Annotated in this window: 20 protein-coding genes; 18 read left to right on the top strand and 2 right to left on the bottom strand. The window is 70.8% G+C overall.

Translation table 11 applies throughout. From position 1 onward, the window contains the following. Nucleotides 1-7 precede the first annotated feature (7 nt). Nucleotides 8-364: a DUF1844 domain-containing protein gene (locus FLP10_RS01745; protein ID WP_149162023.1), complete on the bottom strand. Its 357-nt coding sequence runs from the start codon at nucleotides 362-364 to the stop codon at nucleotides 8-10. A 300-nt stretch (nucleotides 365-664) separates the two neighbouring features. Here FLP10_RS01745 and infC point away from each other — a divergent pair, with 300 nt between their 5' ends. The 18 genes from infC (at nucleotide 665) to FLP10_RS01655 (ending at nucleotide 18,115) form a co-directional block, all read left to right on the top strand. Further along, nucleotides 665-1,264, top strand: a complete 600-nt coding sequence (gene infC, locus FLP10_RS01740) for a translation initiation factor IF-3 (RefSeq protein WP_149159302.1) — start codon at nucleotides 665-667, stop codon at nucleotides 1,262-1,264. Nucleotides 1,265-1,311: 47 nt separating this feature from the next. Continuing rightward, nucleotides 1,312-1,506 (top strand): 50S ribosomal protein L35, encoded by a 195-nt coding sequence (gene rpmI, locus FLP10_RS01735; protein WP_149159301.1) that lies wholly within the window; start codon nucleotides 1,312-1,314, stop codon nucleotides 1,504-1,506. A 30-nt stretch (nucleotides 1,507-1,536) separates the two neighbouring features. Next, nucleotides 1,537-1,923 carry a 50S ribosomal protein L20 gene (rplT, locus tag FLP10_RS01730; protein ID WP_149159300.1) on the top strand — a complete coding sequence of 129 codons (387 nt, stop codon included), beginning with the start codon at nucleotides 1,537-1,539 and terminating at the stop codon, nucleotides 1,921-1,923. 232 nt (nucleotides 1,924-2,155) lie between these two features. After that, nucleotides 2,156-2,956, top strand: coding sequence for a TrmH family RNA methyltransferase (locus FLP10_RS01725; protein ID WP_149159299.1), 801 nt, complete (start codon nucleotides 2,156-2,158; stop codon nucleotides 2,954-2,956). Nucleotides 2,957-3,037: 81 nt separating this feature from the next. Then, entirely contained in the window at nucleotides 3,038-3,850 is an 813-nt protein-coding gene (locus FLP10_RS01720; protein WP_149159298.1) for an amino acid ABC transporter ATP-binding protein, read from the top strand. Nucleotides 3,851-3,904: 54 nt separating this feature from the next. After that, the gene (locus FLP10_RS01715) at nucleotides 3,905-4,771 is read left to right on the top strand and encodes a glutamate ABC transporter substrate-binding protein (RefSeq protein ID WP_149159297.1); all 867 of its coding nucleotides are present in this window, start codon (nucleotides 3,905-3,907) and stop codon (nucleotides 4,769-4,771) included. A gap of 69 nt (nucleotides 4,772-4,840) precedes the next feature. After that, nucleotides 4,841-5,488 (top strand): amino acid ABC transporter permease, encoded by a 648-nt coding sequence (locus FLP10_RS01710; protein WP_149159296.1) that lies wholly within the window; start codon nucleotides 4,841-4,843, stop codon nucleotides 5,486-5,488. Continuing rightward, nucleotides 5,485-6,423, top strand: coding sequence for an amino acid ABC transporter permease (locus FLP10_RS01705; protein ID WP_149159295.1), 939 nt, complete (start codon nucleotides 5,485-5,487; stop codon nucleotides 6,421-6,423). Before FLP10_RS01710 ends, FLP10_RS01705 begins: the two co-directional genes overlap by 4 nt. 42 nt (nucleotides 6,424-6,465) lie before the next feature. Next, nucleotides 6,466-7,506, top strand: a complete 1,041-nt coding sequence (gene pheS, locus FLP10_RS01700) for a phenylalanine--tRNA ligase subunit alpha (RefSeq protein ID WP_149159294.1) — start codon at nucleotides 6,466-6,468, stop codon at nucleotides 7,504-7,506. Nucleotides 7,507-7,508: 2 nt separating this feature from the next. Next, nucleotides 7,509-10,028 (top strand): phenylalanine--tRNA ligase subunit beta, encoded by a 2,520-nt coding sequence (gene pheT / locus FLP10_RS01695; RefSeq protein ID WP_149159293.1) that lies wholly within the window; start codon nucleotides 7,509-7,511, stop codon nucleotides 10,026-10,028. 72 nt (nucleotides 10,029-10,100) lie between these two features. Continuing rightward, the gene (locus FLP10_RS01690; protein WP_149159292.1) at nucleotides 10,101-10,508 is read left to right on the top strand and encodes a DUF1801 domain-containing protein; all 408 of its coding nucleotides are present in this window, start codon (nucleotides 10,101-10,103) and stop codon (nucleotides 10,506-10,508) included. A 226-nt stretch (nucleotides 10,509-10,734) separates the two neighbouring features. Further along, nucleotides 10,735-11,778 (top strand): N-acetyl-gamma-glutamyl-phosphate reductase, encoded by a 1,044-nt coding sequence (argC, locus tag FLP10_RS01685; protein WP_149159291.1) that lies wholly within the window; start codon nucleotides 10,735-10,737, stop codon nucleotides 11,776-11,778. After that, a complete protein-coding gene (argJ, locus tag FLP10_RS01680; RefSeq protein WP_149159290.1) occupies nucleotides 11,775-12,932 on the top strand; it encodes a bifunctional glutamate N-acetyltransferase/amino-acid acetyltransferase ArgJ in 1,158 nt (385 codons plus the stop codon). The genes argC and argJ overlap by 4 nt, the downstream gene beginning before the upstream one ends. A 1-nt stretch (nucleotide 12,933) precedes the next feature. Further along, a complete protein-coding gene (gene argB / locus FLP10_RS01675) occupies nucleotides 12,934-13,848 on the top strand; it encodes an acetylglutamate kinase (RefSeq protein WP_149159289.1) in 915 nt (304 codons plus the stop codon). Then, complete coding sequence (locus tag FLP10_RS01670; protein WP_149159288.1) at nucleotides 13,845-15,035, top strand: acetylornithine transaminase; 1,191 nt, start codon at nucleotides 13,845-13,847, stop codon at nucleotides 15,033-15,035. Before argB ends, FLP10_RS01670 begins: the two co-directional genes overlap by 4 nt. A gap of 64 nt (nucleotides 15,036-15,099) precedes the next feature. Then, nucleotides 15,100-16,029, top strand: a complete 930-nt coding sequence (gene argF, locus FLP10_RS01665; protein ID WP_149159287.1) for an ornithine carbamoyltransferase — start codon at nucleotides 15,100-15,102, stop codon at nucleotides 16,027-16,029. Beyond that, nucleotides 16,029-17,474 carry an argininosuccinate lyase gene (argH, locus tag FLP10_RS01660; RefSeq protein ID WP_149159286.1) on the top strand — a complete coding sequence of 482 codons (1,446 nt, stop codon included), beginning with the start codon at nucleotides 16,029-16,031 and terminating at the stop codon, nucleotides 17,472-17,474. The genes argF and argH overlap by 1 nt, the downstream gene beginning before the upstream one ends. Nucleotides 17,475-17,488: 14 nt before the next feature. Next, the gene (locus FLP10_RS01655) at nucleotides 17,489-18,115 is read left to right on the top strand and encodes a DNA-3-methyladenine glycosylase (protein WP_149159285.1); all 627 of its coding nucleotides are present in this window, start codon (nucleotides 17,489-17,491) and stop codon (nucleotides 18,113-18,115) included. A gap of 43 nt (nucleotides 18,116-18,158) precedes the next feature. On the opposite strand, the gene FLP10_RS17535 is transcribed toward FLP10_RS01655, so the two are convergent. Next, nucleotides 18,159-18,746 (bottom strand): hypothetical protein, encoded by a 588-nt coding sequence (locus tag FLP10_RS17535; RefSeq protein WP_210418456.1) that lies wholly within the window; start codon nucleotides 18,744-18,746, stop codon nucleotides 18,159-18,161. Nucleotides 18,747-18,806 lie beyond the last annotated feature (60 nt).

The following is an 18,806-nucleotide window of genomic DNA, read 5'->3' as shown; positions in this document are numbered from 1 at the left end:
GAACGGCTCAGGTGACCGGCCCCGTCCACTTCTCACCGGGCCCGTGCCCGATCGCGTCGGGGATGGGGGAGGCCTCGCGGAACGCCAGCTGCAGCGACCGCAGTCCGTCGCGCAGGCTGCGTGCGTGCATGTCGCTGATCTCGGGGGCGCCGGCCGTGATGAGCCCCGCGAGGGCGTTGATGAGCTTGCGCGCCTCGTCGAGGTCGAGCTGCGCGTCGGGGTCGTCGGCGAGCCCGACCTTGACCGCCGCGGCGCTCATCAGGTGCACGGCGGCGGTCGTGATGATCTCGACCGCGGGCACCTCGGCGATGTCGCGGGTGGCTTCGTCGACCGCGTCGGCTGCGGCCTCGTCGGCCTCGGGCACGGTCGTGGGCTCGTCGGAACTGTGGGTCACCGGATTCCTCTGCTAGACTGTTTCGGGCTCCGGGGCCAGTTCCCCGGTACGAAAGTGGAGATTCTCCCACCCGCGCATACCGCTTCATCAAGGTTACCGGGTCGTTGCACTCCGCCCGCGTCGTCACGGCGCGGGTAGACAGGGTGCTGCAAGAGCCCACGGAACGGCAGGTTCCGTGGGGGTTCTGCGTGGATCTCCGCTCTCGTTTCGCCGGGCGGCATCCGTCTCCCGTCGAAGCTCATGAAGACAGCTTGAGCAGAGGAGACACGCATCAGCGATCCGCGTACCAATGACCGTATCCGCGTCCCCGAGGTCCGCCTCGTGGGCCCCGGCGGAGAACAGGTCGGCGTCGTGAAGATCGAGGTGGCCCTGCGGCTCGCGCAGGAGGCAGACCTCGACCTCGTCGAGGTCGCTCCGAACTCGCGTCCGCCGGTCGTCAAGATCATGGACTACGGCAAGTACAAGTACGAGGCTGCGCAGAAGGCGAAGGAAGCCCGGCGCAACCAGGCGAACACCATCCTCAAAGAGGTCCGGTTCCGCCTCAAGATCGACAAGCACGACTACGAGACCAAGATGAAGCGCGCCGTGGGCTTCCTGAAGGCCGGCGACAAGGTGAAGGCCATGATCCTATTCCGGGGTCGCGAGCAGTCGCGTCCCGAGATGGGCGTGCGCCTCCTGCAGCGCTTCGCTGAAGACGTGGCGGAGTTCGGCACCGTCGAGCACAACCCCACGATCGACGGCCGCAACATGGTCATGGTCATCGCTCCTCTGAAGAACAAGTCCGAGGCCAAGGCCGAGCAGAACGCACAACGTGCTGCGGCGAAGGCGCGCCCGGCGGCGGAAGCCGTCGCGGAGTCCGAGGCGCAGTAACCCCCACTCCGCCACCCGTGGCGGCAGAACCAAGGAGAAACACGAGAATGCCGAAGCAGAAGACCCACTCCGGGTCCAAGAAGCGCTTCAAGATCACCGGTACCGGCAAGCTCAAGAAGCAGCAGGCCGGCATGCGCCACAACCTCGAGGGCAAGTCCTCGGTGCGCACCCGCCGTCTCAACCAGGACAAGGTCCTGTCGGCGCCCGACACCAAGGTCATCAAGAAGCTCCTCGGCCGCTGACCCGGCCAGACCCGTAAGGAAGAAACAGTCATGGCAAGAGTGAAGAGGGCCGTCAACGCCCACAAGAAGCGTCGGGTCATCCTCGAGCGCGCCGAGGGCTACCGCGGTCAGCGGTCGCGCCTCTACCGCAAGGCGAAGGAGCAGGTCACCCACTCCCTCGTCTACGCGTACAACGACCGCCGCGCGAAGAAGGGCGACTTCCGTCGCCTCTGGATCCAGCGCATCAACGCGGCCTCGCGTCAGCACGGCCTCACCTACAACCGCTTCATCCAGGGCCTGAACCTGGCCGGCATCGAGGTCGACCGTCGCATCCTCGCCGAGCTCGCCGTCAACGAGCCCGCGACGTTCGCGGCGCTCGTCGAGTCGGCGAAGCAGGCGCTTCCGGGCGACGTCAACGCGCCCAAGAACGCGGCGTAAGCCCGCTTCGGCACGAACGGCCCGGCACCCTTCGGGGAGCCGGGCCGTTTCGCATGCCCCGGATGCCTCGCGGCACGCGCCGTCCCATCGCGCATTCGTTCGTCGGGGTCGCTCGTGGTCGCTCCGCGACCCGGCACGCGACCACGAGCGACCCCGTGAGGTCAGGCGAGCAGGCGGGATGCCTCGCGCGCGGCGCCGCGGCGAGGCATCCGGCCGTCCCTAGACTGGACGCATGCTCGAGAACCCGCGATCGCCGCGCGTGCGCGCGGTGGCGAAGCTCGCGAAGAAGCCCGCCCGACACGAGAGCGGCCTGTTCCTGCTCGAGGGACCGCAGGCGGTGTCCGAGGCCCTGCGATTCCGCCCCGAACTCGTGGTCGAGCTGTTCGCCACTCCCACCGCGTTCGAGCGGTACGACCAGCTCGCACGAGCGGCGTTCGCGGCCGACCTCGAGGTCGAATTCGTCACCGAGGAGGTGCTCGACGCGATGGCGGACACCGTCACGCCGCAGGGCTTCGTCGCGGTGTGCCGGCAGTTCCCGACGGCGGTGAAGGACGTCTTCGCCCAGAAGCCTCGACTCGTTGCGATCCTCGAGGAGGTGCGCGACCCCGGCAACGCCGGCACCATCGTGCGTGCGGCCGACGCCGCAGGCGCCGATGCGGTGATCTTCTCGGGTCGCGCCGTCGACCTGTACAACCCGAAGGTCGTGCGGTCGACGACGGGGTCGATCTTCCACCTGCCGGTCGCCGTCGGCGCGCATCTCGACGACGTGCTGTCGCGCGCGAGAGAGGCCGGGCTCGCGGTACTCGCGGCGGACGTGAAGGGCGAGGATCTGCTGTCAGTCCGCGAGGAGGGCGTGCTCGCCGGTCCGACCGCGTGGCTCTTCGGCAACGAGGCGCACGGGCTCGACGACGACCAGCTCGCGCTCGCCGATCGCGTGGTGACGGTGCCCATCTACGGGCATGCCGAATCGATGAACCTCGCGACCGCGGCATCCGTCTGCCTCTACGAGAGCGCCTTCGCGCACCGCAGCTGAGCACTCCTCGCGCGTCACGAATCGATAACCGCCTCGCCGCGTCCGTGGCGTGTCGGTGCCGAACCTCCCTAGTTTGGGGGAATGAGCACCTCGCAGCCGGCTTCGCCCACGCCGGCCACCACCCCGGCGCCGACCTCGAACATCTCCGTCCGGCGCGGCGAGCCGCTTGTCGTGATCGAGCACGTCAACAAGCACTTCGGCGACCTGCACGTGCTGAACGACATCAACACCGTCGTGAACCGCGGTGAGGTGGTCGTGGTGATCGGCCCGTCGGGGTCGGGCAAGTCCACGCTGTGCCGTGCGATCAATCGGCTCGAGACCATCGACTCCGGCACGATCACCATCGACGGTCAGCGTCTGCCCGAGGAGGGCAAGGGACTCGCGAAGCTGCGCGCCGATGTCGGCATGGTGTTCCAGTCGTTCAACCTGTTCGCGCACAAGACCGTGCTCGAGAACGTGACGCTCGCGCCCATCAAGGTGAAGGGCATGAAGCGCAAGGACGCCGAGCAGAAGGCGATGGAGCTGCTCGAGCGGGTCGGCGTCGCGAACCAGGCGAAGAAGCTGCCGGCACAGCTCTCGGGCGGCCAGCAGCAGCGTGTCGCGATCGCCCGTTCGCTCGCGATGAACCCGAAGGTCATCCTCATGGACGAGCCCACGAGCGCGCTCGACCCCGAGATGATCAACGAGGTCCTCGACGTCATGGTCGGCCTCGCCGACCAGGGCATGACCATGATCGTCGTCACCCACGAGATGGGCTTCGCACGCAAGGCGGCCGACCGCGTGCTGTTCATGGCCGACGGCCGCATCGTCGAGGAGGCGCCGCCGGCCGAGTTCTTCGACCACCCGAAGTCCGATCGGGCGAAGGACTTCCTCTCCAAGATCCTCGCGCACTAGACCTGCGCTGCCACGAGCGGCGAGGAAACACCACACAGGAGAAGAGGCAAAGAGATGACACGTATGAGAATCGCGCTCGCGGCGGCTGCCGCCGCAACCGCGCTCGTGCTCGCCGGCTGTGCCGGCGGCGACACCGGTGCTACCGAGGAGCCCGCCGACGAGACGGCCCCCACCTTCCCCGCGGGCAGCACAATGGAGCGTCTCTCGGAGGCGGGCACCATCACGGTCGGCACGAAGTTCGACCAGCCGCTCTTCGGCCTCGTCGGCCCCGACGGCGTGCCCGTCGGCTTCGACGTCGAGATCGCCAAGATCATCGCGAGCGAACTCGGTATCGATGAAGAGAACATCGAGTGGGTCGAGACCGTGTCGGCCAACCGCGAGCCGTTCATCGAGAACGGCCAGGTCGACATCGTGGTGGCGACGTACACGATCAACGACGCCCGCAAGGAGGTCGTCTCGTTCGCGGGCCCGTACTTCATGGCCGGCCAGTCGATCCTCGTGCTGTCCGACAACGACGACATCAAGAGCGAAGACGACCTCGTCGGCCAGCCGGTGTGCTCGGTCACGGGCTCGACGCCCGCGGCGAACCTGAAGGAGCTCGGCGCCGAGGTGCTCGAGACCGACACGTACACCAACTGCCTGGAGCCGCTTCGCAGCGGCCAGGTCGTCGCCGTGTCGACCGACAACGTGATCCTGGCGGGCCTCGTGGCCCAGAACGAGGGCGAGTTCAAGGTCGTCGGCAAGCCGTTCACCGAGGAGCCGTACGGCATCGGGCTGAAGCTCGACGACACCGAGTTCCGGATGTGGATCAACGACGTGCTCGAGGCGTCGTTCGAGGACGGCCGGTACGAGGAGGCGTGGAACTCCACCGCCGGAACCGTCCTGCCGTTCGTCGATCCGCCCGCGGTCGACCGCTACTGATCGGTTCGCGGCCCGGGCGTTCGAGCGCCCGGGCCGCACCACCGCCCGACGGGCACAGAAAGGAGGAGCGTGGACGTCGTCATCGACAATCTGCCGACCTACTGGCGCGGCTTCAGCATGACCCTGCTGCTGCTTGGCGTCAGCGGGGTCTCGGCCCTCGTGATCGGCACGCTCATCGCCGCGATGCGCATCTCGCCGGTGGCGTCGCTGCGCGGGTTCGCGACGACGTACACCGAGATCGTGCGCAACACGCCGCTCACGCTGGTGCTGTTCTTCTGCGCGATCATCCTTCCGTACCTCGGTTCGCGTCTCGACTACGCGACCGCAGCCATGATCGGGCTCTCGGTGTACACGTCGCCGTTCGTGGCGGAGGCGCTGCGGTCGGGAATCAACGGCGTGCCGGTGGGTCAGGCCGAGGCCGCGCGGAGCGTGGGCCTCGGGTTCGGGCAGACGGTGAGCCTCATCGTGCTTCCGCAGGCGTTCCGCATGACCATCCCGCCGTTGATCAACGTCTTCATCGCGTTGACGAAGAACACTTCGGTGGCGGGCGGGTTTTTCGTCTTCGAGACCTTCGCAGCCGCTCGTGAACTCGCGAACGCGCACGGGAACGCCGTCATCGCGGTGCTGCTCGGCGCCGCGACCCTGTATCTCGCGATCACGATCCCGCTGGGCGTGATCGCGGCCCAGCTCGAGCGGAAGTGGGTGGTGCAGCGATGAGCGGTTCGAGTGTGCTGTTCGATGCTCCGGGCCCCAGGGCCCGCCGAGTCTCGCTGATCTCGTCGATCGTCGCGGGCGTCCTCATCCTCGCCGCGCTCGGTTGGATCGCGCTCACGCTCGCGGCCCCGCGCGAGAGCGGCGGCATCACCCTGCCCGGCTTCTTCGATCCCAGCCGGTGGGACATCTTCGCCGACCCGCAGGTGTGGCGCTTCATCATCTTCGAAGGCGTGTGGGGCACGCTGCGTGCGGCGCTGACCGCTGCGGTGCTGGCGGTGGCGGCGGGCATCCTGTTCTCCCTGCTGCGCAGCTCGGAGATCGCGTGGATCCGTATCCCGACCGCGATCGTGCTCGAGTTCTTCCGCGGCATGCCCGTGCTGCTGATGATGCTCTTCATCCTCCTGGTGCTGCAGACCGGGGCGTTCTGGGCGGTCGTGGCCGCGCTGACGCTCTACAACGGCGCGCTGATCGGCGAGGCGCTTCGCGCGGGACTCGCCGCGTTGCCGCGAGGCCAGCGCGAGGCGGGTCTCAGCCTCGGGATGCGGTCGCTGCAGTCGAAGATGCTCGTCGAGTTCCCGCAGGCGTTCCGCCAGATGCTCCCGATCATCGTCGCTCAGCTCGTCGTGCTGTTGAAGGACACGTCGCTCGGCTACATCGTCGGCTACGTCGAACTCATGCGCGTCACGCTCAACAACCTCGCGAGCTTCTACGGCAACCGCTACCTCTTCTCGCTCTTCGTCGTCGCGCTGGCGTTGTATCTCACGATGAACCTCCTGCTCTCGTGGTTCGCCAGGTGGCTGTCCAAGCGCACCGCTGCTCGATCGAGCGGTCAGCGGCTGCCACCCGACGACCCCGGCCAGGCGATGCTCCTGGCGAAGGCGAATGCCGAAGCGCGCCGCTCCGATACGGGACACTCCGCGGGCGGACCGCTCGTTTAGCCGGTCGGATGCCTCGCGCCCGCGCCGGTAGACTCGTTGCTCGTGTCCGAGCCCAGTGAAATCACCGAACCCGCGGTCGACGCGGCCGTCGAAGCGGCGCTCGCCGCGATCGCGGCGGCGAACGACTCCGCCGTGCTGAAGCAGGCCCGCGCCGAGCACTCCGGCGAGAAGTCGACGCTTGCGAAGCTGAACGCGCTGCTGCGCGATGTGCCGAACGACCAGAAGGCCGCCCTCGGCAAGCTCGTGGGGCAGGCCCGCGGCCGGGTGAACCAGGCGTTCGCCGCGCGAGAGGCCGAGATCACGGCCGCCGAGGCCGAGGCGCAGCTGGCCGCAGAGGCGGTCGACGTCACGGCGTTGCCGTCGCGACGCCGCACGGGTGCGAGGCATCCGCTGACCCTGCTGCAGGACCGGGTGAGCGAGGTGTTCACCGGGATGGGCTGGGAGATCGCCGAAGGCCCCGAGGTCGAGAGCGAGTGGTTCAACTTCGACGCGCTGAACTTCGACGCCGACCACCCCGCGCGTGCGATGCAGGACACCTTCTTCATCGACCCGCCCGAGGCGCACCTCGTGCTGCGCACGCACACCAGCCCGGTGCAGGTGCGCGCGATGCTCGACCGCGAGGTGCCGATCTACGTGCTCGCTCCGGGTCGGGTGTACCGCACCGACGAGTTCGACGCCACGCACCTTCCGGTGTTCATGCAGTTCGAGGGGCTCGCGGTCGACCGGGGCCTCACGATGGCCCACCTGAAGGGCACCCTCGACCACTTCGTGAAGTCGATCTTCGGCGACGAGGCCAAGGTGCGCCTGCGGCCGAGCTTCTTCCCGTTCACCGAGCCGAGCGCCGAGCTCGACTTCTGGCACCCGACCTTCAAGGGCGGCGCGCGCTGGATCGAGTGGGGTGGCTGCGGCATGGTGCACCCGAACGTGCTGCGTTCGGCGGGCATCGACCCCGAGGTGTACTCGGGCTTCGCGTTCGGCATGGGCATCGAGCGCGGGCTCATGCTCCGCAACGACGTCCAGGACATGCGCGACATGGCCGAGGGCGACATCCGCTTCTCCCAGCAGTTCGGAATGGTGGTCTGACGATGCGAGTACCCCTGAGCTGGCTCGCCGAGTACGTCGAGCTCGTGCCCGGCACGACGCCCGAAGAGGTGCACGCCGCCCTGGTGAAGGTCGGCCTCGAAGAAGAGGACGTGCACACGTTCGAGGTGCAGGGCCCGATCGTGGTGGGCGAGGTGCTCGACTTCGTCGAGGAGCCGCAGTCCAACGGCAAGATCATCCGCTGGTGTCAGGTTCGCGTCGCACCCGACGGTGAGCAGGCGGCCGACGGCGGCGAGGCCGTGCACGGCATCGTCTGCGGCGCCCGCAACTTCTTCGTCGGCGACCAGGTCGTCGTGACGCTGCCCGGCTCGGTGCTGCCCGGCCCGTTCCCGATCGCGGCGCGGAAGACCTACGGGCACGTCTCCGACGGCATGATCGCCTCGGCGCGCGAGCTCGGTCTCGGTGAAGACCACGACGGAATCCTGCGGCTGTCGACGCTCGGCATCGAGGCGCCGGTCGGCACCGACGCGATCGCGCTGCTCGGCCTCGACGACGCGGCGATCGAGATCAACGTCACGCCCGACCGCGGCTACGCGTTCTCGATCCGCGGCGTGGCGCGCGAGTACGCGCATGCCACGGGCGCCCGGTTCCGCGACCCGGTCGAGCGGGCCGAGGTGGCGGATGTCTCGGGCGACGCGTTCCCCGTCGAGATCCGCGACGAGGCGCCGATCCGCGGAAAGATCGGTGCGAGCGTGTTCGCGACCCGTATCGTGCGCGGTGTCGACCCGTCGCGCCCGACGCCCCCGTGGATGATCGCCCGGCTGAAGCTCGCCGGCATCCGATCGCTGTCGCTGCTCGTCGACATCACCAACTACGTCATGCTCGAGCTCGGCCAGCCGATCCACGGCTACGACCTCGACCGCCTGCAGGGCGGCATCGTCGTGCGGCGCGCGCAGCCGGGCGAGCAGCTGACCACGCTCGACGAGAAGGAGCGCACGCTCGACGCCGAAGACCTGCTCATCACCGACGACCGCGGCCCCATCGGCCTCGCGGGCGTCATGGGCGGCGCCGACACCGAGATGGGCGAGTCGACCCGCAATGTGCTCATCGAGGCGGCGAACTTCGACCCCGTGTCGATCGCGCGCACCGCGCGCCGGCACAAGCTGCCCAGCGAGGCATCCAAGCGCTTCGAGCGCGGTGTCGACCCGCAGATCGCCGAGGCGGCCGCGGCGCGCGTGGCGCAGCTCATGGTCGAGCTCGCCGGCGGCACCGCCGACACGGGCTCGATCGTCGGCGAGGCACCCGGCCGCACCGCGATCCTGCTGCCGCACGGCTTCGTCACCGCGCTCGTCGGCGTCGAGGCGACCGACGACGAGGTGCACGACGCGCTCGCCGAGATCGGCGGCGCTGTCACCGGTACCGATGCCGGTTTCGAGGTCGTGCCGCCGAGCTGGCGCCCCGACCTGCAGCTCAAGCAGGATCTGGCCGAAGAGGTCGCCCGGCTCGTCGGCTACCACCGCATCCCGTCGGTGCTGCCCGTCGCCCCACCCGGTCGCGGCCTCACGCGCTCGCAGCGCCTGCGCAAGCAGGTCGCCGACGTGCTCGCGGGTGCCGGCGCCACCGAGGTGCTCGCGTTCCCATTCGTGACCGCCGACGAGAACCTCAGGTTCGGCAGCGTCGACGGGGCATCCGTGCCGCAGGTGAAGGTGGCGAACGCGCTCGACGCGTCGACGCCGTACCTGCGCCGCTCGCTGCTGCCCGGGCTCATCGACGTGGCGCGTCGCAATCTCTCGCGCGGGTTCACCGACCTCGACCTGTTCGAGCTCGGCCTGGTGTTCCTGCCGGCGGTCGGCGGCACGCTCGGCAGCGCCGAGCTGCCCGTCGGCGCCGCGCTGCCCGCCGACGCCGCGCTCGCGGCGCTGAACGCGGGTCTGCCCGCTCAGCCCCGCCATGCCGCAGTGCTCGTGCTCGGCGACGTGGTCGATAAGGCACCCGGGCAGCTGCCGGTCGCGGCCGGCCTCGCCGACGCGCTCGATCGCGTGCGTGAGATCGCGTTCGCCGCGGGCGTCGAGGTCGAGTTCGCGCAGGGCAGCCACCACGCGCTGCACCCGGGTCGCACCGCCGAGATCCGACTCGGCGGAGCGGTCATCGGGTATGCCGGCGAGCTGCACCCGGCCATCGCCGACGAGCTCGACCTGCCGCGCGTCGTCGCGGTCGCCGAGCTCGACCTCGACGCCGTCATCGCGGCCGGCGAGCCCATCGAGGCGCACGCGCTCGGCACGTTCCCGGCGGCCACACAGGACCTCTCGCTCGTGGTCGCGCGCGACGTGCCCGCGGCCGAGGTCGAGCGCGCGGTACGCGAGGGCGCCGACGAACTGCTCGAGCACCTCGCGCTGGTCGACGACTATCGCGGTGCCGGCGTCGCCGGCGACCGCAAGAGCCTCACGTTCGCGCTGCGCTTCCGGGCGCCCGATCGCACGCTCACCGCGGCAGAGGCCAGTGAGGCGAAGCTCGCGGGCGCGGCGCTCGCGGGCGAGCGCACCGGCGCCGCGATCCGCGAGTAGCGGCACCGAGCGCGGAATCAGATCGCCGAAGGCGGGGCAGCGGATGTCCCGCCCTCGGCGATACCCTGAGGCATGGCCGAGTCACCGAAGACCTTGCCGACGGGGGAGTCGGTCGCCGCGTTCCTCGACGCAGTCGAGCCCGCGGGCAGGCGCGCCGACGGGTTCGCGCTGCGTGAGCTGTTCGACCGGGTCACCGGCACCGACGCGGTGATGTGGGGTCCATCGATCGTCGGGTACGGGCTCCAGCACTACCGGTACGCGACCGGGCGCGAGGGCGAGTGGATGGTGGTCGGGTTCTCGCCGCGCAAGGCGTCGATATCGCTCTACGGCCTGCAGACGCCCGGCGGCGAGGAGCTCGTCGAGCAGCTCGGCAAGGTGAAGGTCGGCGCCGGTTGCCTCTGGGTGGGGCGGCTGACGAGCATCGACACGAAGGTGCTCGCCTCGCTCATCGATCTCGCGTGGGTGCACGCCCGCGGCTGAGTCATCGTGTGACGGTGAGGCATCCGGCCGGTTTGCGCACCCGGCGGATGGACCGCTATCGTCGCACCATGCTCACCGGCCGGCCCATCGCGACGCGTTCCGTCGTCGTGCGCCGACGCCGTGGCGGCCGCCGAATCGAGGCGACCCCCGCAACGGCGTGATCCGCCGTGCTGTGCGGGGCGTCGCCGGCTCCGATCCGATTCCGCACAGCCCATAAGGTGGATCCATGACGTACTCCGTCGCCGTTTCCGGCGCGTCCGGCTATGCCGGAGGAGAGCTCCTCCGGCTCATCGCCGATCATCCCGAGTTCGAGGTGCGCACGGTCACCGCGCACTCGAACGCCGGCCAGCCGCTCGTCGCGGTGCAGCCGCACCTGCGCACCTACACGCACCTCACGCTGAAGGAGACCTCGGCAGAGACCCTCGCCGGTCACGACGTCGTCTTCCTGGCCCTGCCGCACGGCGCATCCGGCGCGGTGGCCGCGCAGCTCGAGCCCGACACGCTCGTCATCGACTGCGGCGCCGACCACCGGCTCGAGTCGCCCGACGCATGGGCCGCGTTCTACGGCGGCGAGCATCACGGTGCGTGGACGTACGGCGTGCCCGAGCTACCGCGGGTGAGCGGCACGCAGCGCGACCGGCTCGCGAAGACGCGTCGCATCGCCGCGCCCGGATGCAACGCCTCCACGGTCGCGCTCTCGCTCGCGCCCGGCATCCGCGCCGGCGTCATCGAAGAGACCGATCTCGTTTCAGTGCTCGCGGTCGGCCCGTCGGGTGCCGGCAAGAGCCTGAAGGCGCACCTGCTCGGCGCCGAGATACTCGGGTCGGCGAACCCGTACTCGGTCGGCGGGGTGCACCGGCACATTCCCGAGATCCAGCAGGCGCTGTGCTGGGCGGGCGCGGCGGCGCCGACGATCTCGTTCACGCCGGTCATCGTGCCGATGTCTCGCGGCATCCTCGCCACGTCGACGGCGCGGATCACCCCCGGCATCGACGCCGCGACCGTGCGCGCCGCCTGGGAGGACGCCTACGTGGGTGAGCGGTTCGTGCAGCTGCTGCCCGAGGGGCAGTTCCCGCGCACGGCCGACGTGCTCGGCGCGAACACCGCCCTCATGGGGCTCGCGATCGACGAGGCTGCCGGCCGGGTCGTCGTCGTCACCGCGGTCGACAACCTCGTGAAGGGCACCGCGGGTGCCGCCATCCAGTCCGCCAACCTCGCGCTCGGCCTCACCGAGGCGACCGGCCTTCCCGTGAACGGAGTCGCCCCGTGACCGTCACCGCCCCCGCGGGCTTCGACGCGGCGGGCATCGCCGCGGGCATCAAACGCACCGGCGCCCTCGACCTCGCCGTGATCGTGAACCGCGGCCCGTCGCAGGCCGGCGCCGCGGTGTTCACCTCGAACCGGGCGAAGGCCAACCCGATCCTCTGGTCGCAGCAGGTCGCCGCCGACGGCGTCGTGAGCGCCATCGTGCTCAACTCGGGCGGTGCGAACTGCTTCACGGGCCACCAGGGCTTCCAGGTGACGCATCGCACCGCCGAGGCGGCGGCGACCGCGCTGGGCGTGTCGGCCGGCGACGTGCTGGTGTGCTCGACCGGGCTCATCGGCGACCAGCTCGACGGCGAAGTCCTCGAAGAGGGCGTGCTGTCGGCGGTGAACCGGCTCGCCTCCGACGACGCGGCGGGCCTCGACGCGGCGCGGGCCATCATGACGACCGACACGAAGCCGAAGACGGTCGTCGTGACCGGCGACGGTTGGTCGATCGGCGGTATGGCCAAGGGCGCCGGCATGCTCGCGCCGGGCCTGGCCACCATGCTCGTCGTCATCACCACCGACGCCGACCTGCCGGCCGACACCCTCGACCGCGCGCTGCGCGCTGCGACCCGGGTGACCTTCGACCGGCTCGACTCCGACGGCTGCATGTCGACGAACGACCAGGTCACGCTGCTCGCCAGCGGCGCCTCGGGCGTCGCGCCCGACGAGGCATCCTTCACCGAGTCGCTCACCGAGGCCTGCCGCGACCTCGCCCTGCAGCTGCAGGGCGACGCCGAGGGCGCGAGCCACGACATCGTGATCGAGGTGCGCGGCGCCGAGACCGAAGGCGACGCGGTCGAGGTGGGCCGATCGGTGGCCCGCAACAACCTGTTCAAAGCCGCCATCTTCGGCAACGACCCGAACTGGGGCCGGGTGCTCGCCGCGATCGGCACCGCCAGCGCCCCCTTCGACCCCTACCTCGTGGATGTCACCATGAACGGCGTCCGCGTCTGCCACTCGGGCGGCCCCGACCGCCCGCGCGACGAGGTCGACCTCACGCCGCGCACGACGCACGTGCTCATCGAGCTGCACGCCGGCGAGGCATCCGCCACCATCCTCACCAACGACCTCACGCACGACTACGTGCACGAGAACAGTGCGTACTCGAGCTGAGATGACCGACGACACGAACCCCACCGCGGCCGACGATCGGGCCGCCACCGCCGCCGAAAAGGCGGCGACCCTCATCGAGTCCCTGCCGTGGCTGAAGCGATTCCACGGCGAGACCATCGTCGTGAAGTTCGGCGGCAACGCCATGGTGAGCCCCGAACTGCAGCGCGCGTTCGCCGAAGACATGGTCTACCTGCGGTACGCCGGCATCAAGCCGGTCGTCGTGCACGGCGGCGGGCCGCAGATCTCGTCGATGCTCGAGCGCCTCGGCATCGGCAGCGAATTCCGCGGCGGCTACCGCGTCACGACGCCCGAGGCGATGGACGTCGTGCGCATGGTGCTCTCGGGCCAGGTGAACCGCGAACTCGTGAGCCTCATCAACGCGCACGGGCCGCTCGCCGCCGGGCTCTCCGGCGAGGACGCCGGGCTCTTCACCGGGCGCCGACGCGGCGTCGAGGTCGACGGGGTCGAGCTCGATCTCGGGCTCGTCGGTGACGTGGTCGCCGTCGATCCGGCCGCCGTCGAGGCCCAGCTGCAGGCCGGGCGCATCCCGGTGGTCTCCTCGATCGCCCCCGACGCCGACCAGCCGGGTCAGTCGCTCAACGTGAACGCCGACAGCGCCGCCGCAGCGCTGGCCGTCGCACTCGGTGCGGCGAAGCTCGTCATTCTCACCGACGTCGCGGGCCTGTACCGCGACTGGCCGAACCGAGACTCGCTCGTCTCGGTCATCGACACCGACGAGCTCGGTCGCTTGCTGCCGGCACTCGAGTCCGGCATGATCCCGAAGATGCGCGCCTGCCTCGACGCGGTCGAGCAGGGTGTGTCGAAGGCGGCGATCATCGACGGTCGGGTGCCGCACTCGATCCTCCTCGAGGTGTTCACTCAGCGGGGCATCGGCACCGAGGTGGTGGCGGCATGAGCGCCTGGCAGCAGCGGTTCGACTCGCGCATCATGCGCTCGATCGGGATGCCGCTTCGCAAGCTCGTCCGCGGCGCCGGCGCCCGTGTCTGGGACGACGAGGGGCGCGAGTACCTCGACTTCCTCGCCGGCATCGCGGTCAACTCGCTCGGCCACGCGCACCCCGTGTTCGTCGAAGCGGTGTCGAGGCAGGCTGCGACGCTCGCGCACGTGTCGAACTACTTCGCCACCGAGCCCGCGCTCGAGCTCGCCGAGCGCCTCGCCCGGCTCACGGGCGCCGGCGACCGCGGCCGGGCCTGGTTCGGCAACTCGGGCGCCGAGGCGAACGAGGCCGCCTTCAAGCTCGCGCGCCTCAACAACTCGGGCGGGGCGCGCACGCGCGTCGTCGCGCTCGTCGATGCGTTCCACGGCCGCACGATGGGCTCGCTCGCCCTCACCGGCAAGCCGCACATGCGCCAACCGTTCGAACCGCTCGCGGGCGGCGTCGAACACATCCCCGCCACGATCGACGCCCTCGAGGCCGCCATCGACGACTCGGTCGCAGCCCTCTTCGTCGAACCCATCCAGGGCGAGGCCGGCGTGGTCGAGTTGCCCGCCGGGTTCCTCGAAGCGGCGCGCGAGCTCACGCACCGGCACGGCGTGCTGCTCATCGTCGACGAGATCCAGACCGGGGCCGGCCGTACCGGCGCCTGGTTCGGATTCCAGCACACCGGCATCGTCCCCGACGCGATCACGGTCGCGAAGGGCATCGGCGGCGGGTTCCCGATCGGCGGACTCGTCACGTTCGGCGAGGCATCCGAGCTGTACCAGAAGGGCATGCACGGCTCGACGTTCGGCGGCAACCCGCTCGCGACCGCGACCGCGAACGCGGTGCTCGGTGAGATCGAGCGCGCCGGCCTCGTCGAGAACGCGGCGCTGCGCGGCGTGCAGCTGCGCGAGCGCATCCTCGGCCTCGACGCGCCGCTCGTGACCGGGGTGCGAGGCCGGGGCCTGCTCGTCGGCGTCGCGCTCGCCGAGCCCGTCGCCGAGCGGGTGGCGCTCGCCGCGCTCGACGTCGGCCTCATCGTGAATGCCGCGAACGATCGCACGATCCGCATCGCGCCGCCGCTCATCATCGGCGATGCCGAACTCGACGTGTTCGCCGACCGCTTCGCGCGCGCTCTCGCGGCCGTCGACGTCGACCGATGATGCGCATGACGCCCGCGCCCGCGCCCGCACGAGCCCACCCGACCCGATCGCTCGAAGGAGCCGCATGACCCGCCACTTCCTCCGCGACGACGACCTGACGCCGGCCGAGCAGGCCGAGGTGCTCGACCTCGCCGCCCGCCTGAAGGCCGACCGCTTCGCCGAACGCCCGCTCGAAGGCCCCCAGACCGTCGCCGTCGTCTTCGACAAGACGTCGACCCGCACTCGCGTGTCGTTCGCGGTCGGCATCGCCGACCTGGGCGGCGTGCCGCTCATCATCTCCTCGAGCGAGAGCCAGCTCGGCGGCAAGGAGTCGATCGCCGACACCGCTCGGGTGCTCGAGCGCATGGTCGGCGCGATCGTGTGGCGCACGTTCGCGCAGTCGGGGCTCGACGAGATGGCGGCGGGCACCACGGTGCCCGTCGTGAACGCGCTGAGCGACGACTTCCACCCGTGCCAGCTGCTCGCCGACCTGCAGACCATCCGCGAGCACCGGGGCGAACTCGCCGGGCTCACCGTCGCCTTCCTCGGCGACGGCGCCAGCAACATGGCGCACTCGTACCTCCTGGCCGGAGCCACGGCCGGTATGCACGTGCGTATCGGCGCCCCCGAGTCATCCGCCCCTCGCACCGATGTCGTCGCCGACGCCGAGCGCATCGCCGCGACGACCGGGGGATCCGTGCTCGTCACGACCGACCCGGTGGCGGCGGCCGACGGCGCCGACGTCGTCGTCACCGACACCTTCGTGTCGATGGGGCAAGAGGGTGAGAAGGCCGAGCGCCTCGCCCGCTACGACGGGTTCATGGTCGACGCCGCGCTCATGTCGCACGCAGCCGACGACGCGATCTTCCTGCACTGCCTGCCCGCGTACCGCGGGGTCGAGGTCGCCGCCGACGTCATCGACGGCCCGCAGTCGGTGGTCTGGGACGAAGCCGAGAACCGCCTGCACGCGCAGAAGGCGCTGCTGGCCTGGCTGCTCGAACGGAAGGACGCGTGATGGCCGACGACAACGCCACGGCACACGGCACCAACGAGGGCTCGCTCTGGGGTGCGCGGTTCGCCACCGGGCCGTCGCCCGAACTCCAGCGGCTCTCGAAGTCGACCCACTTCGACTGGCAGCTCGCCCCGTACGACCTCGCGGGCTCTCGCGCGCACGCGCGGGCCCTCGCGAGCGCCGGCTACCTCGACGCCGATGAGTTCGCCGCCATGCTGGCCGGCCTCGACGCGCTGGCCGCGCGCATCGCCTCGGGCGAGCTCGTCGCGCAGGAGTCCGACGAGGACGTGCACGGAGCCCTCGAGTCCGCCCTCATCGCCGAGATCGGGCCCGAGCTGGGCGGCAAGCTGCGCGCCGGCCGAAGCCGCAACGACCAGATCGCGACCCTCGTGCGGCTCTACCTGAAAGACCATGCAGCGGTCATCGGCGAGCAGCTCGTGCACCTCATCGACGCGCTGTCGGCGCAGGCCGACGCGCACCCCACCGCGGTCATGCCGGGCCGCACCCACTTGCAGCACGCCCAGCCGGTGCTGCTCGCGCATCACCTGTTCGCCTACGGCTGGGCGCTCTCGCGTGACCTCGAGCGACTCGCCGACTGGACGAAGCGGGTGGATGTCTCGCCCTACGGCGGCGGCGCGCTCGCCGGGCAGACCCTCGGCCTCGACGCCGCGCAGGTCGCCGCCGACCTCGGCCTCGCCGCTCCGGCCGAGAACTCGCTGGACGGCACCGCGAGTCGTGACGTGGTCGCCGAGTTCGCGTTCATCGCCGCGATGATCGGCGTCAACCTCTCGCGCCTCGCCGAAGACGTCATCATCTGGAACACCCGCGAGTTCGGCTACGTCACGCTCGACGACGGGTATTCGACCGGCTCGAGCATCATGCCGCAGAAGAAGAACCCCGACATCGCCGAGCTCACGCGCGGCAAGGCGGGGCGGCTGATCGGCAACCTCTCGGGCCTGCTCGCGACGCTGAAGGGTCTGCCGCTCGCGTACAACCGCGACCTGCAAGAAGACAAGGAGCCGGTCTTCGACTCGGTCGAGACCCTCGAGGTCGTGCTGCCCGCCTTCACGGGCATGATCGCGACGCTGCGCTTCGACACCGAGCGGATGTCACGACTCGCGCCGGCCGGGTACTCCCTCGCGACCGACGTCGCCGAGTGGCTGGTGAAGCAGCGGGTGCCGTTCCGCGACGCCCACGAGATCACGGGGGCGCTCGTGCGCTACGCCGAGCAGCACGCGCTCGAGCTCGACGAGGTCGACGACGCCGCGCTCGCCGCGATCGACCCGCGCCTCACGCCCGAGGTGCGCGGCGTGCTCAGCGTCGAGGGGTCCGTCGCGAGTCGCGACGGCATCGGCGGCACCGCACCCGACGCCGTCGCCGTGCAGCGGGCCCGGCTCGCCGAGCGGGTTCGCCGGCTCGTGCAGGCGCTGCCCGAGGGGCGCCGCTGATCGAGGCGCGTTCGGTGAAGGCAGCCGATCTCGTCGCACCCGACCGCGCGTTCTTCGCGGTCGACCCGGTCGTCCTCGCCCCACGACTGCTCGGCGCCGTGCTCGCCCATGAGACCGCCGACGGCACCGTCGCGGTGCGACTCGTCGAGGTCGAGGCCTACCGCGGTCTCGGCGAGGACCCGGGTTCGCACGCCCACCGCGGACCGACGCCGCGAACCCGGGTGATGTTCGGCGACGGCGGCCGGCTCTACGCCTATTTCACCTACGGCATGCACACCTGTCTCAACATCGTCGGCCACGCCCCCGGTCGAGCCGGTGCCGTGCTGCTGCGCGGCGCCGCCGTGGTCGAGGGCATCGAGCTCGCGCGCACCCGGCGCGGCGGGGCATCCGATCGCGACCTTGCCCGCGGACCGGCGCGGCTCGCCGTGGCACTCGGCGTGCCGCTGTCGGAGTCGGGTGCCGACCTGCTCGCGCCGCCGTACCGGCTGCGCGTGCCTGTCGAACCGCTCGCGCACGTCGTCGCGACCCCCCGCACCGGCGTCAGCGGTGCCGGTGGAGGGGCAGCGTATCCGTGGCGGTTCGTGCTCGCGGGGGAGCCGGCGGTCTCGGTCTACCGCAGGCACGCGCGCTCGCACGACTGAGTGCACTGCGCCCGCGACGCAGCACGGTGCGGCGCGGCACGGTTCAGCGCAGCACGAAGTGCGCGACCAGCCCCGCCGCGCACGCCCAGATCAGGCTCGCGAACGTACCGATGATGAATCGCTCGCGCGCCTCGGGGGCGTCGAGCTCGGTGAACCGGCCGACGCCCTTGACGGCGACCACGACCGCGAGCCCTTCGGGGAACCCGGCGACGATCGCGCCGGTGGTGGCGATGCGCTCGAGCACGCCGATGGTCTGGCCGCCGCGCAGCACCTCGCGTCGGGGTGCCGCGGCGAGGGTCTGCCCGTCGGCACTCCGGTCGGCGATGAGGATGCCGCCGTGCAGGCCGGGGGAGACCGAGCCCATCGCGAGCGACAACGCGGCACCGGCGGCGGGCCCGCCGCCGAAGATGCCGGTGGTGAGCGCGAGCAGCGCGATCACAGCGCCGCCCCAGCGCGCGGGCTCCGACAGCGAGGCTGCCGCGATCACTGCGACGCCGAGTGCGGCCGCGGCGATCCAGGTGAAGACGCGGTTCGGGCGGAAGTACGCGAGCACCGAGAAGGCCGCCGCGACCACCAGCGATGGCATGAGTGCGACCCAAGTGGCGACATCGGCGATCACGACCGGATTCACGGGGCTCCCTCCGCGCCGCGGCAGGGCGCGACTTCGAGCAGTGTAGCGAGGGCGGCGGAC

The organism is Agromyces intestinalis, from assembly GCF_008365295.1.
Classification (GTDB): domain Bacteria; phylum Actinomycetota; class Actinomycetes; order Actinomycetales; family Microbacteriaceae; genus Agromyces; species Agromyces intestinalis.
This window is presented reverse-complemented; position numbering and strand designations above follow the sequence as displayed.